We start from the raw sequence: 13221 nt of genomic DNA on the forward strand, positions 1-13221 counted from the left end.
AGATGCTCTCTCCCACCTAAAAAGAAGGTTTTTATGTCGGTTTTTTAATTGATGTATATCTATCAAACGTTTAAAGCAAATCATAGATTTCTTGCATTTAATCCTATATAATATGAAATATGTAAGCGTTTTCTTTAAGCTATTTTTCTATAATAAATTTTGAAAACGTGTTAAGCTAGTAGAGGGATTATTGGCATTATTATGATAATAATCTGCTTACATGAACGATGGGGAGGCTTCACAATGTCTAGTAAAACACTCGAAAACTTTTTAGAAGAAAATTTAGAGGATTTAAAAGCAAAGGGTCTTTATAACGTAATTGATCCGCTAGAAAGTCCAAATGGACCGATCATTACAATTGGCGGGAAAGAATATATTAACTTATCTTCAAACAACTATCTTGGTTTAGCGACTGATAATCGCTTACAAGAAGCGGCAATTGGTGCAATTCATAAGTACGGTGTAGGGGCAGGGGCTGTTCGTACAATTAACGGTACTTTAGATTTGCATATTAAATTAGAAGAAACAATTGCAAAGTTTAAACATACAGAAGCAGCAATTGCATATCAATCAGGATTTAACTGTAATATGGCAGCGATTTCAGCTGTTATGGATAAAAATGATGCGATTCTTTCTGATGAATTGAATCATGCGTCTATCATTGATGGTAGCCGTTTATCAAGAGCGAAAATTATCGTTTATAAACATTCTGATATGGAAGACCTGCGTAAAAAAGCAATCGAAGCGAAAGAGTCAGGTCTTTACAATAAATTAATGGTTATTACAGATGGTGTTTTCTCAATGGATGGAGATGTTGCAAAACTGCCAGAAATTGTTGAGATTGCAGAAGAACTAGATTTAATGACATATGTAGATGATGCACACGGTTCAGGTGTACTTGGAAAAGGCGCAGGTACTGTAAAACATTTTGGCCTTTCGGATAAAGTTGATTTCCAAATTGGTACATTATCAAAAGCGATTGGTGTAATTGGTGGATATGTAGCAGGAAAGCAAAACTTAATTGATTGGCTAAAAGTTCGTTCACGTCCATTCTTATTCTCAACAGCTTTAACGCCAGCAGATGCAGCAGCTTGTATGAGATCCATTGAGATTTTAATGGAAAGCACGGAATTACATGACCGCTTATGGGAAAATGGCCGTTATTTAAAACAAGGCTTAAAAGAGCTTGGCTTTAACATTGGAGAAAGTGAAACGCCAATTACACCTTGTATTATTGGTGATGAAGTATTAACACAAGAATTCAGTAAACGTTTAAATGAAGAAGGCGTATACGCAAAATCAATTGTGTTCCCAACTGTAGCAAAAGGAACAGGTCGTGTTCGTAATATGCCGACAGCGGCACATACGAAGGAAATGCTTGATGAAGCAATTCGTACGTATGAAAAAGTGGGAAAAGAAATGGGAATCATCTAATACAATTACATCTTTTGAAAGCTTGCAAATGAGGAGTGGGGAAAAATGAAAAAAATTCTAGTAACCGGTTCTTTAGGGCAAATTGGTTCTGAACTTGTAATGAAACTTCGCGATGTATACGGTGCATCAAACGTTATTGCAACAGATATTCGCGAAACAGATAGCGATGTTGTAAAATCTGGTCCGTTTGAAACATTAGATGTAACAGATGGTCAAAAACTGCATGATATTGCGAAACGTAATGAAGTAGATACAATTATTCATTTAGCAGCTTTACTTTCAGCGACTGCAGAAAAAAATCCGTTATTTGCTTGGAATTTAAATATGGGTGGACTTGTAAATGCATTAGAAGCAGCACGCGAACTTAACTGTAAATTTTTCACGCCAAGTTCTATAGGGGCATTCGGTCCAACAACACCAAAAGATAATACACCACAAGATACGATTCAGCGTCCAACTACAATGTATGGAGTAAACAAAGTAGCAGGAGAATTGTTATGTGATTACTATTATCAAAAATTTGGTGTTGATACGCGCGGGGTACGTTTCCCAGGTTTGATTTCTTATGTAGCTCCTCCAGGAGGCGGTACAACTGATTATGCAGTTGAAATTTATTATGAAGCAATTAAAAAAGGTACGTACACCTCTTACATTGCAGAAGGTACATACATGGATATGATGTATATGCCAGATGCATTGCAAGCAATTGTTTCATTAATGGAAGCAGATCCAAGTAAATTAATACATCGCAACGCTTTTAATATTACCGCAATGAGCTTCGAACCAGAGCAAATTGCAGCATCTATTCGTAAGCACATCCCGACGTTTACAATGGATTACGCTGTAGATTCAGCTCGTCAAACAATTGCTAATAGCTGGCCAAACTCAATTGATGCAACAGCAGCAAAAGAAGAGTGGGGCTTTAAAGCAGAGTATGATTTAGATAAAATGACAGCTGATATGCTGGCGAAGTTAAAAAAAAAATTAGCAGCTGAGTTAGTGTTGAATTAAGGAAAAAGAGCCGATTCGAGGAATTGAATCGGCTCTTATTATTATCGGCGATTTTTAAAATATATCGATGATTCAACAAAGTGCAAATAAAAACCCAAGAGCTAATTCAGCTCCTGGGTTCTATTCAATCGTCTTCAATAATAATCTCTTCAATAGTGGTTTAATTTTCAGTCGTAAATCTTCAGCATGATTCGCAACTAAGAAGTGGTGATTATAAATATTTTTCATCAATTGGTAAGTGGCTTCTTTTGCTTCACCTTCTTCGATGAAAATACCGATTACTTCCATACCGCTTTTACGAGCGAGTTTAACAGCTTCATGCGTATCTAAAATACCGTCTTGCTGATAGTCTAAAGCGGATGGTTCACCATCTGTAAAGACAAGCAAGAATTTGTGCTTCTCTGGTCTTTTTGCAAGCTTTTCAGAAGCGATACGAATGATATAACCGTCACGATTATCTTCTTCTTCACGAAGTTGCATAATTTCTGGTCCAATGTTTGGAAGTGTTGAATTTTTATACGTTACAACTTCATGAATTACGTTTGGTTTATCTTCTGGTGTAGCACTAGAAGCATCTTCCCAAAAACCACTAATCGCATGTGGGATTTTTAATGATTTTAATGCTTCGTGGAACAGAACAACACTCTTTTTTGTTTCTTCCATTTTGTTATACATGGAGCCAGAGCAGTCAACTAATAGTTGAAAGGCAACGTCAAGCTCTTGTGATTCCTGCCCTTTTTTGTAAAACATACGCGGTTGCTTTTCTGTATAAATACGCAGAAACTTTTTGCGGAGTCTGCCGTAATATTTATCACTATTTGCGTTTGTTTTGTTTTCAATCGTTTTTTCAATAATTTTTTTTAGTTCTTTTACGTCCTTGTTAATGACTGACTTGATGGTTTGATAGTCTTTCTTATCGTCAGGGGTTGGCTTACGAGCTTCTTTAAATGTATGAGAGGCACCGACGTTATATTTACCGTATATACCCTCATTTTGACTAGAAGCATGGGAAGCTCTCGCATCTTGCGCATCTGCTTGATCAAAGTTCGATTGTGTACTTTTTTGTGAAGTACCTTGTACCGATCCGAGTGCTTGATCGCCATCTTCAGACTCACGAGCTGTATCGCCCATCATATTTGTTTTTGTACCACTTTCTAATTCAAAGCGTAAGAAGTTTTCATTTTCGTTATTTTTATTTTCACGATGCCATGTAGAGAAGCTCTCATCCATTTTATTTTTATTATCATCGTCATCTACGATTTGGGTATCGTCATTTGCTAAATCCTCAGGACGCCCATTCTTTTCATCAGCAATAACAGATAAATAGAGTGGTGCATGTCCAAAGTAGTTGTTAATCATATCAGTTTCAAGAAATCCTTCTAAGCGATAACGAATTTTTTCAACAATATACATTGTATCTTCTGTATTACGTGCTTGGAATGCTTCGTGTAAAATGGCTTCAATCTGCTCAAAATATTCGTTATTAAACATTTCGTATTTATCGCTCGTTAATGAAAGATAGCATAGGCAAAATAGACGGTCACCATGATAGTTACGAACGCGGTTTATTTCATTTTGTGAGCTGAAATAATTTCGATACATTTCTTTACGTCTTCTAAAAATATGTTTTGTGCCAGGACGTAAGCCTTTCACAATTTCCTCAACCCGTAAGTCCTCTAATAGAACAAATAATTGCGTTAAAAACTTTTTAAGAGGAGATTCTTGTAATTCGATTGCATAAGAACGAATTAATGTCATGTCCGAGTAATGTTTGTTGCCAAGTGCTTTTAAAAATACTTCGCTTTTTAATCCAATTACTGTATCTTCTTCTTTTCGATCATCCCAAAAGTGACTGATGACAACCTTCTTCTCCATTTCGTCGTAATATGCTTTATAACCGTATTCCAAGTAAGCATCGTCTTCTTTTAGAAGAGCGTACATTAAATTTTCCATTTGAAGAAACAGCGACGCATCAATTTTTTTGTCACTAAAAATTTGTCTCATGAATTATCCCTCAAAGAAATAGCTTTCTGCTAATTCACGGACAGTCATTTGTTCTGTTTCATCATTTAATTTTGCGATAATGCTTCGCTCAATGGCACGCATAACAGGAATATATACACCTAAGTCACATGCGTCGATAATACCACGAATACTTGCTGCTTCTTCACTTACACGTCCATCACGAGCAAGAGGCATAAGATCACTTGCAAATGCTACAAACTTTTCAATTGTTGCAATGTCTTTTAATTTTGATTCGGATAATAATAGTTGTTTTAATGTATCCCCTTGAATATAAGGGACTTCAATAATAACAAAACGGTTTTTTAATGCTTCATTTAGTTCACTTGTTCCAACATAACCTTCATTAATTGCGGCAATTACACGATATTCCTCATCACCGTATACGACTTGCTGTGTAAATGGGTTAGTAATCATTTTACGGTAATCTAATGCACCATGAAGAAGAGGAAGCGTCTCTGGTTTTGCCATGTTGATTTCATCGATATATAAGAAATGTCCATTTTGCATTGCTTTCATAAGAGGGCCGTCAACGAAGGAAACTTCAGATGCGCCATTGTTTGTTTTTAAAGTATTGTAGCCTAAAATACCTTCTACATCTAAATCAACAGAACAGTTAATGCTATGCATTGGTTTTTGGAATAAGGAAGAGAGCGTTTCTGCAAGGACTGTCTTACCGCTTCCAGTTGGCCCTTTTAATAGAATGTTTTTGCCAAGAAGAAGTGCTGTAATCGCATCTTCAATAATGCTGTTATCCGATGCTTTGTACATTTTTGTTCCAATTAAATGTGCATTTTCACCAGCTGCTTGCTTATTTTTCTCGTGAATTGTTGCTAATTGCTGCTTTAAATCAGCATGTATATGAAATTGTTCTAACATGTATTTCCCACCTAACATTATTTTCATAAAGTAAAACAAACACATCTTATGATAACTTGTTTTAATATGGTATGCAAAGGAAAGGGGTGGGAGGAATGCAGCATGATAAAAGAAAAAAGTAATCAAATTTGAATTGATTACTTTTTAGAAATTTACAGTAGAGGTGAAATGAGTCGCATAAAAGATTCGAGTACTCGTTTTTGAATACTTCGCTTTTGAAATGACTCCCATTTAATCTCTACAGAGTCTTTAAAATCTTGTTTAAAATCACTTTTTATATCTAAAACGGTTTTAGATTCATATAAAATTGCAATGAGCTCATAATTAAGCGCAAAGCTACGAATATCCATATTTGCTGTACCAATTGTTGCAACATCATCATCAACGAGTACAATCTTAGCATGCATAAAGCCATCTTTATAGCGGTAAATGGATGCCCCTGCTTTTAGAAGTGGTGTAAAGTATGATTGAGATGCTTGATCGCTAATGACGCTGTCACTTTTTCCAGGGTATAAAATACGGACATCCACTCCAGAGAGTGCACTTAAACGTAGTAATGTTAATGTTTCTTGATCAGGAATGAAGTATGGAGTGGCGATCCAAATTGATTTTTTTGCAGATCCCATAACTTTCAATAAGGCATTACGAATACTTGTATCATCTGAGCTCGGTCCACTTGCGACGATTTGAACGGCACCTTCTGCTTGAAGAACTCCTTGATCTGGAAAGTATTCTTTATTTATAAATTGATCCCAAGAATAAGTATTTAAATCACTAGAAGCATAGAGCCAATCTTCTAGGAAGATGGCTTGTAGTTTATATAATGCTTTTCCCTCTATTTCTAAATGGCTATCGCGCCAAATAGGAAACTTCTTTGAACGACCAAGATATTCATCGCCAACGTTGAGTCCACCTGTAAAACCAATTGTTCCATCCACAATCACAATTTTACGGTGATTACGATAATTTACTGTTTCCAGTAGCCAAGGGGAAAGGATAGGATCAAATTCAATCACTTCAATTCCTGCTTCTTTCATAGGTTGTAAGAAGTGATTTCGTAACGTATTACTTCCAAGCCCATCATAAAGAAAGCGTACGATAACACCGGATTTTGCTTTCTTTATTAATGCATCTCGAATTTTTGTACCGATTTCATCTGATCGATAAATGTAGTATTGAATATGGATATGATGTGTGGCATTTTCAATAGCTTGTATAATCTCAGTAAATGTTTCTTCACCGTTTGTTAAGAGTTTTGTTGTCGTTTCATTGGCGACAGGGCCGCCACCAAACTTTTGTATAATTTTTGTTAAATGGGCAGATCGTTCACTTAGTGGGGAAGGTATTTCTAAATCAAAACTCCGTCCATCTAAAATCTTCCGGAATAACTTTCTTTGTTCTTCTGCACGATGTAAATGCTTTGTTCTTCTCCAGCGGCTTCGCCCAAAAAGTAAGTACAATAGTACACCTATAGCTGGAAGGAGTGCTAATACTAAAAACCATGCTAATGTACTTTGTGGTGAACGATTTTCAATAAAAATAATGAAGGAAATCCCTATAACAGTGATGGGCCATAGTACACCAACAAAAGTATATAGCGAGATAACTGATTTATTTACCAAGATGAGGATAGTTACTACAATAGCTAATCCAAATAGTAATTGAACAACGCGATTTTTCATATGTATGCATTTCACCTATTCTTTCTTAAATATAAGAAGTTGTACTTTAATAGTTTTATTATAAAACATTTTATTTTTTTTACACAATATAGACATTTTGCCCATGCCTTCCGCATTTGTCCTACATAACGTATATTGTTACGTTTTTCTATGAAACGGAGCGTGAATGAATTGTATAGAGCCTATCGCCCAGTTGGAGGATTTGGGCATGGTGGCTTTGGACACCCACCATTTTTGGGCGGCGTTTTTTTTCCGGTTGTTGTAGCGGGCGTTTTACTTAGTCCTGCTTTTGATTATGGTGGGTATGGTTATCCATATTATACAGATGATCAAGAGTATCCTTATGATTCATACAGCATATATTGATGAAAAATGGAAAAATAAAGGAATTGCACTGTCCTGCATGTAATAGCAAATAATTAGTAAAAAGGGAGATGTGGATAAAATGAATTATATACGAAATCATGGCGGGCATCATGGGCACAATCATGGTGGACATCATCACGGCGGACACCATCATGATCATCACCACCATCATGGAGGCGGATGGGGTGGTGCATGGGGCGGAAGTGCGTTTTTCCCAGGTAGCTTTGCAGGTGGATTGCTAGGAGGTCTTACAGCTGGAGCGCTAACAAGTGGTGGCGGGTATTATCCAGCGCCATATCCGGTATCCTATCCTTCAACGTATCCAGCGCCGTATCCAGCGCCATATCCGGCAACTTATCCATCAACACCATATCCGTATTATTAGTATGTTTTTTATTTGGGAATATGGCAAAAGTATTACGTAATAAAAACTGCTCTTATAATCTAATAAAGAGCAGTTTTTATTATGTTTATGGGATAAAAGGCACACTTTAAAATCATAAACCTTTAGGGAGTATATTCTTGGAAATGTTCTATAATAAATTCCTTAAACGTTTTTGCTGCAGGAGATAAATAATGATTGCGCGCTGTAGCTAAGGCAATGGTTCGTTCACAAGGATAGTCAGTAATTTCTAGAAAATGTAGTTGGGATTGATTAAACTCTTTGACTTTCGGTAAGATGGCTATACCAAGTCCAGCGGATACTAATCCAAAGATTGTTGCAATTTCTTCCCCCATAAACGTAATTTTAGGGTGAACTTGAAGAGATTCACACATTTGATCAAATACATAACGAAGTCCATAACCATCTTTAAAACAGATAAATTCTTCATTTCCTAGTTCTTGAAATGACACACTACTTTGTTTTGCAAGTGGATGTGCTTTTGAAACTGTCAAATATAAAGGTTCTATTCTTAATGTTTCCCATTCAATTTGTTCATGCGGGATTGGTGGAGAAGATAAGCATATGTCTGCTACTCCATCTTTTACTTTTTGTAAAAGGTTAATATTAGCTCCCTGATACATTTGAAATGTCACTTTTGGATAAATCTTTTTGTAATCAGCAACAATCTTTGGAATCGGGCGAGTGCCTAAAGTGTGTAAAAATGCAATTGAAATTTCCCCTCGATCAGGAGAAACTTTTTCCTGTATTTCCGCAATACCAGTATGTAATGCACTTTGTGCTTGTTTCGCTCTTTTTAAAAACATTTCTCCGTATTTAGTTAAGGAGATTGTTTTTCCTTCTCGTATAAATAATGGTACACCAAGCTCTTCTTCTAATTTTAAGATTGAACGGCTAAGAGCAGGCTGAGACACTAATTGTTCTTTCGCTGCTTTTGTAAAATGGTTATATTTCGCGACGGCAATAAAATTTTCAATTTGATGCCATTCCATATCGTCCTCTCCTTGTCATGCGTTTTTGTTATTGATATGATGCAAATTATAAATTAGACACATAGATAAAGGAAGCGTAGCATAAAGAAGGTAGTTTTGATAGGAAAAGAGGAGATTGCAATGACTTATATCCAAAAAGGAACAAAGACATATACGAATGCTAGCATAGCATTGTTTCTTGGCGGATTTGTTACATTTGCTACGCTGTATGCAACGCAACCATTATTGCCTATATTAGCAAAAGAGTTTCATGTTTCCGCAGCAGCAGCAAGTATAACATTATCTATTACAACGGGTACAATGGCAATTATGATGCTGATTGCAGCATCAATTTCAGACGTAATTGGTCGAAAACGTATTATGATATTATCCATATTCTTGACCTCTATAATTGGGACACTGACAGCATTTAGTCCTAATTTTATCACGCTTGTTTTATTAAGAGGATTACTTGGGATATGTATAGCAGGCTTGCCTTCTATTGCTATGACTTATATTGGAGAAGAATTTGAGCCAAGTGGATTAGGAAAGGTTATGGGGCTCTATATTTGTGGTAATGGGATAGGAGGGATGACTGGTCGTATTTTTATTGGCATTGCAACGGATCTTTCGTCATGGAGAGTTGCATTAGGGTTACTTGGGATTCTTACGGTCATCTGTAGCATTCTATTTTGGCGTACATTACCTACCCCAATGAACTCTAAGAAAAAAGCAGTTCATGTTCGCTCCATGTGGAATGCGTATACAATACATTTTAAAAACAAACAATTAGTGGCAACCATCTTACTTGGATTTACACTTATGGGTAGCTTTGTCACACTGTACAATTATATTGGATTTCTATTACAGGAACCGCCATATTCATTAAGTCAAACGCTCATTGGATTTTTATTTATTGTATATGTGATAGGAACGTTTAGCTCTGTGTTTATGGGGAAAAAGGCAGATCAATATGGTAGAACATTTACACTTATGGTTTCGATTACGATTATGATGATAGGCGCATTAGTGACACTTGTTCCAAGCCTTATTATAAAAATTATTGGTTTATCTATTTTTACATTTGGTTTCTTTGGAAGTCATTCCATTGCTAGTGCATCGATTGAAAAATATGCAGACGTAAATAAAGCACAGGCTGCAGCGTTGTATTTATTATTTTATTATCTAGGTTCAAGTTTTGTTGGTTCATTTAGTGGTTACTTTTGGGAGCATTTCCATTGGATTGGAGTCATTTCATTAATTGTGATGTTGTTAATGGGAGGACTTTCTCTCGTTTTATTAACCCGAAAAGAGTATCAGTTGGAACATCATAAAAGTCATTAATTGAAAAAAGAAGCTGTGAGCGAACCATCTATTGTATTTGGATGGTGCTGACAGCTTCTTTTGTATTCGTATTAGCTTACTTTGTTATTCGGTTGTTCTGAAACGGGACTAGAGGAATTTTTCATCAAAATTGGATAAAGAATAAGTCCTAGTACAAATAATCCAATTCCCAAGAAAAATGTTTTTAAATCAGCAGTTCCAGTTTTGATAACCCAAATAGAATATAGAAGTGCAAGTAAGGTAATGATTCCATCTTTTACTCGAGATCCTGGTGTTATATCGTATGTTTCCCCTGTAATAACTAGTTTTAATTGATATAAGGTAGAAACAAGGTATGGAATTAAATAAGCTAAAGTTGCAACAACAATGGCAAAACTATATGCTTCTGAAACAGTGCCAGAGATTGTTGAAAATAAGAAAATTTGCGTCATAATATTTGTAACTAGCAGTGATTTTGAAGGACTGCCTTTTTTATTTGTTCTTCCAAAAAATTTCGGGAAAATTCCATTCTTTGCCGCTTGATAAGGTACTTCTGAACTAACAACAATCCAACCGACAGTAGATCCGAATAATGATACAAGTGCAAGGAATGCCATAATGTAAGCACCTTTATTACCGATTGCTAAGTTTAAAGCATCTACCAATGGTTTTTGAGACTCTTTTAAAGCATCTTGCGGAAGAGCACCCATTGTTAGCAATGTAATTGCCATGTAAATAAGAAGTGCAATAATTAATCCGAAAATCGTTGCTTTTTTCACATCACGCTGTGACTTTGCACGGTTAGACAACATAACAGCTGATTCAATTCCGATAAATGCCCAAAGTGTTGTGATAGCGGCAGAATTTATTTGTCCACTTAACGGGATTGATTTCCCTGCTTCATTCATAAAAGTTTGACCATCACCGAAATTAGAAGCGTTAAAAATAAATAATGTAATAACGATGAACATTGTAAATCCGATAATCTTTGCGATTGTTGCAAGGAGATTCATGTTTCCGGCTCTATCGATGTTTTGAGAAAGAATATATTGAATGCCCCATAATATAACACTACATACAGCAAAGGTTAATCCCTTTCCAAGTTCCAATGAAAACCCGCTTATTGAAAAAAGAACTTGCTTACTTTGTAAAACTGGGAAGAATGTAGATAAATATCCTGCAAAGGAAATGATAACAGAAGCAGTTGCAGCCCAGTTCGCAGCCCAATATCCCCATGCCATGCTATATCCAGCAACTTTCCCTGCTTTTTGAGAGGGAAACATTGCTTGTGCGTAACTTTGCGGTCCGGCCTTTAGCTCCGGTTTACGTACTGCAAGATTTCCGAATACAAGTGCAATCATAAATACACCAAGACCTGTAATACTCCAGGCAAGTGTAGATCCCATTGGGCCTGATACTTGTGCTAAATTTGCTGGAAGCATAAATACGCCGCCTCCAACCATATTACCAACAACGAATGCTGTTAAAATCCATAAACCCCATTTTTTTGTTTCCATGATTGTCTATCTCCTTTGTAGTAGTTTTGCTTATTCAGTACTTTTTTACTAGCGTTTTTACAAACAAAAAAGAGCCATGTAGATAAAAAATACCTACATGGCTCTTTGCCTAACGTAGGTACAACGGGAATAACCCTTGTACCTACGCGTAATTTTTTCCGCTAGGTTTCAAGGGTTTACGTATGATGATGATGTTTTTGTGCAAATGTAACTATAGTTGTATAAGTAAGCATAGTTCTTTGCTCCCTTTCTCCTCTGATTTTGAAGTTAGTATACTACATGTTTTTTAGAATGAAAAGAAAAATATAAAATTTTTTATAAAAATGCGGATTGTCGACTAAATATTTATATTTATTTTCCTTTTATTAGAAAAAGTGAATAATCAGCAGTTGATCGTAATACAAGGAGAATTCTAAATGATAAGTAAGTATGAACAAATTGATACGGAGATAAGCAATTCGGTTGATAATCTTCAATGAAAAGAAGGTTGTAAAATTCCATCTGAAATAGAATTGATGAAGCAGTATTTTTCACATTTATGCCGAATTAAATAGAGGAATACATAAAGGAGGGACTACATATGGAAAAAGCTGTAGAACGAGTTTTCACCAATGAAATTTTAGGAGAAGCAGCAAATGTATTTCATGTTAAGGTGGAAGAAACTCCGCTTGGAGATTTTGAAAACTATATTTTTCGTGCAGAGGATGAAAAGGGAGGATCTTATGTACTAAGATTGACGCACTCTTCTCATCGTTCTAACAAGCAAGTAGAAGCAGAACTACATTTTTTACGCTATCTTGGAGAGAACGGAGCTAAGGTTGCGGGACCACATGATTCAAAATCTAAAAAACTGGTAGAAGAGATACAAGCAGCAGACGGAACTTTCTTTTATGCTTCTCTTTTTTCATATGCAAAAGGAGAAAGCGTAAAAGACGTAACATCTATTTATTGGGGAGAGAATTTATTTGAAGCGTGGGGAAAAGCAATTGGTCAACTCCATCGTCTTACAATGGATTATCCTAAAACAGAATACCGTGATACATGGGACATAGACGAAAAAGCAATTATTGGGGAATTAGAGGATAAACAAGTAAAAAAGATTGCATATGCATTAATTGATAAGATAAAGACGCTGCCGATAGAAAAGGAAACTTTTGGACTTATGCACGGTGATATTCACCAAGGAAACTTCCATTATGATGGGAAAGAATTGACAATTTTTGATTTTGATGATGCAACTTATAATTATTTTATTCATGATCTGGCAATGGTTATTTATTATTCTGCTCTTACAACAAATGGGACAGAAGGAGAGAAAACATTGTTTGCTCGTAATCAATTAAAGGTAGTAAGAAAAGGATATGAATCTGAACACCAATTAGCAGAAGTTTGGTATGATTCGTTACCTTTATTTTTTAGACTTCGTGATATCGGTTTGTATGGCACGATTCAAAAAAAATTTAAGGGGAAAGAAATGCCGAAGAATCTTCTTGAACTATCAGAAACGCTGTATGAACGAATTATAAATCAACAGTCGATTGTGAATATATAATACAGAAGAGGACAAAGTATGTAGGATAACTAATGACATAAACCCCCTCTTTTTGGGTGGG

General features: G+C 35.8%; 11 protein-coding genes. 6 read left to right on the forward strand and 5 right to left on the reverse strand.

Annotated features, from left to right (window positions below; all coding sequences use genetic code 11):
- The first annotated feature begins 243 nt into the window (after positions 1-243).
- Together V7183_RS17835 and V7183_RS17840 are read left to right on the forward strand one after the other, a co-directional pair.
- Positions 244-1434 (forward strand): glycine C-acetyltransferase, encoded by a 1191-nt coding sequence (locus V7183_RS17835; protein ID WP_097894818.1) that lies wholly within the window; start codon positions 244-246, stop codon positions 1432-1434.
- 45 nt (positions 1435-1479) lie between these two features.
- Positions 1480-2445, forward strand: coding sequence for an L-threonine 3-dehydrogenase (locus V7183_RS17840; protein ID WP_097894819.1), 966 nt, complete (start codon positions 1480-1482; stop codon positions 2443-2445).
- 120 nt (positions 2446-2565) lie between these two features.
- On the opposite strand, the gene V7183_RS17845 is transcribed toward V7183_RS17840, so the two are convergent.
- The 3 genes from V7183_RS17845 to V7183_RS17855 form a co-directional block, all read right to left on the reverse strand.
- Positions 2566-4449, reverse strand: a complete 1884-nt coding sequence (locus tag V7183_RS17845) for a vWA domain-containing protein (protein WP_335360340.1) — start codon at positions 4447-4449, stop codon at positions 2566-2568.
- Positions 4450-4452: 3 nt separating this feature from the next.
- Complete coding sequence (locus V7183_RS17850; RefSeq protein ID WP_097894821.1) at positions 4453-5346, reverse strand: ATP-binding protein; 894 nt, start codon at positions 5344-5346, stop codon at positions 4453-4455.
- Between the two features lie 152 nt (positions 5347-5498).
- Complete coding sequence (locus V7183_RS17855) at positions 5499-7028, reverse strand: cardiolipin synthase (protein ID WP_097894822.1); 1530 nt, start codon at positions 7026-7028, stop codon at positions 5499-5501.
- A 150-nt stretch (positions 7029-7178) separates the two neighbouring features.
- On the opposite strand from V7183_RS17855, the gene V7183_RS17860 reads away from it, so the two are divergent.
- Positions 7179-7394 (forward strand): hypothetical protein, encoded by a 216-nt coding sequence (locus tag V7183_RS17860; RefSeq protein WP_097894823.1) that lies wholly within the window; start codon positions 7179-7181, stop codon positions 7392-7394.
- A gap of 79 nt (positions 7395-7473) precedes the next feature.
- Entirely contained in the window at positions 7474-7779 is a 306-nt protein-coding gene (locus tag V7183_RS17865) for a hypothetical protein (protein WP_097894824.1), read from the forward strand.
- A gap of 122 nt (positions 7780-7901) precedes the next feature.
- On the opposite strand, the gene V7183_RS17870 is transcribed toward V7183_RS17865, so the two are convergent.
- Positions 7902-8789 (reverse strand): LysR family transcriptional regulator, encoded by an 888-nt coding sequence (locus V7183_RS17870; protein ID WP_097894825.1) that lies wholly within the window; start codon positions 8787-8789, stop codon positions 7902-7904.
- Positions 8790-8909: 120 nt separating this feature from the next.
- Here V7183_RS17870 and V7183_RS17875 point away from each other — a divergent pair, with 120 nt between their 5' ends.
- Positions 8910-10112, forward strand: coding sequence for an MFS transporter (locus tag V7183_RS17875; protein WP_335360341.1), 1203 nt, complete (start codon positions 8910-8912; stop codon positions 10110-10112).
- Between the two features lie 71 nt (positions 10113-10183).
- Here V7183_RS17875 and V7183_RS17880 read toward each other — a convergent pair whose 3' ends face one another.
- On the reverse strand, positions 10184-11608 hold the full coding sequence (locus V7183_RS17880; RefSeq protein ID WP_335360342.1) for an amino acid permease: 1425 nt from the start codon (positions 11606-11608) through the stop codon (positions 10184-10186).
- Between the two features lie 580 nt (positions 11609-12188).
- Here V7183_RS17880 and V7183_RS17885 point away from each other — a divergent pair.
- Positions 12189-13160 (forward strand): phosphotransferase enzyme family protein, encoded by a 972-nt coding sequence (locus tag V7183_RS17885; RefSeq protein ID WP_335360343.1) that lies wholly within the window; start codon positions 12189-12191, stop codon positions 13158-13160.
- Positions 13161-13221: the final 61 nt, after the last annotated feature.

Source organism: Bacillus sp. JJ1127 (assembly GCF_036965845.1).
GTDB lineage: Bacteria > Bacillota > Bacilli > Bacillales > Bacillaceae_G > Bacillus_A.

Coding starts and splice junctions, on each gene's coding strand:
- V7183_RS17850 (WP_097894821.1), bottom strand. CDS start 5,346: ATGTTAGAACAATTTCATATACATGCTGATTTAAAGCAGCAATTAGCA.
- V7183_RS17845 (WP_335360340.1), bottom strand. CDS start 4,449: ATGAGACAAATTTTTAGTGACAAAAAAATTGATGCGTCGCTGTTTCTT.
- V7183_RS17865 (WP_097894824.1), top strand. CDS start 7,474: ATGAATTATATACGAAATCATGGCGGGCATCATGGGCACAATCATGGT.
- V7183_RS17840 (WP_097894819.1), top strand. CDS start 1,480: ATGAAAAAAATTCTAGTAACCGGTTCTTTAGGGCAAATTGGTTCTGAA.
- V7183_RS17855 (WP_097894822.1), bottom strand. CDS start 7,028: ATGAAAAATCGCGTTGTTCAATTACTATTTGGATTAGCTATTGTAGTA.
- V7183_RS17885 (WP_335360343.1), top strand. CDS start 12,189: ATGGAAAAAGCTGTAGAACGAGTTTTCACCAATGAAATTTTAGGAGAA.
- V7183_RS17835 (WP_097894818.1), top strand. CDS start 244: ATGTCTAGTAAAACACTCGAAAACTTTTTAGAAGAAAATTTAGAGGAT.
- V7183_RS17880 (WP_335360342.1), bottom strand. CDS start 11,608: ATGGAAACAAAAAAATGGGGTTTATGGATTTTAACAGCATTCGTTGTT.
- V7183_RS17870 (WP_097894825.1), bottom strand. CDS start 8,789: ATGGAATGGCATCAAATTGAAAATTTTATTGCCGTCGCGAAATATAAC.
- V7183_RS17875 (WP_335360341.1), top strand. CDS start 8,910: ATGACTTATATCCAAAAAGGAACAAAGACATATACGAATGCTAGCATA.
- V7183_RS17860 (WP_097894823.1), top strand. CDS start 7,179: ATGAAACGGAGCGTGAATGAATTGTATAGAGCCTATCGCCCAGTTGGA.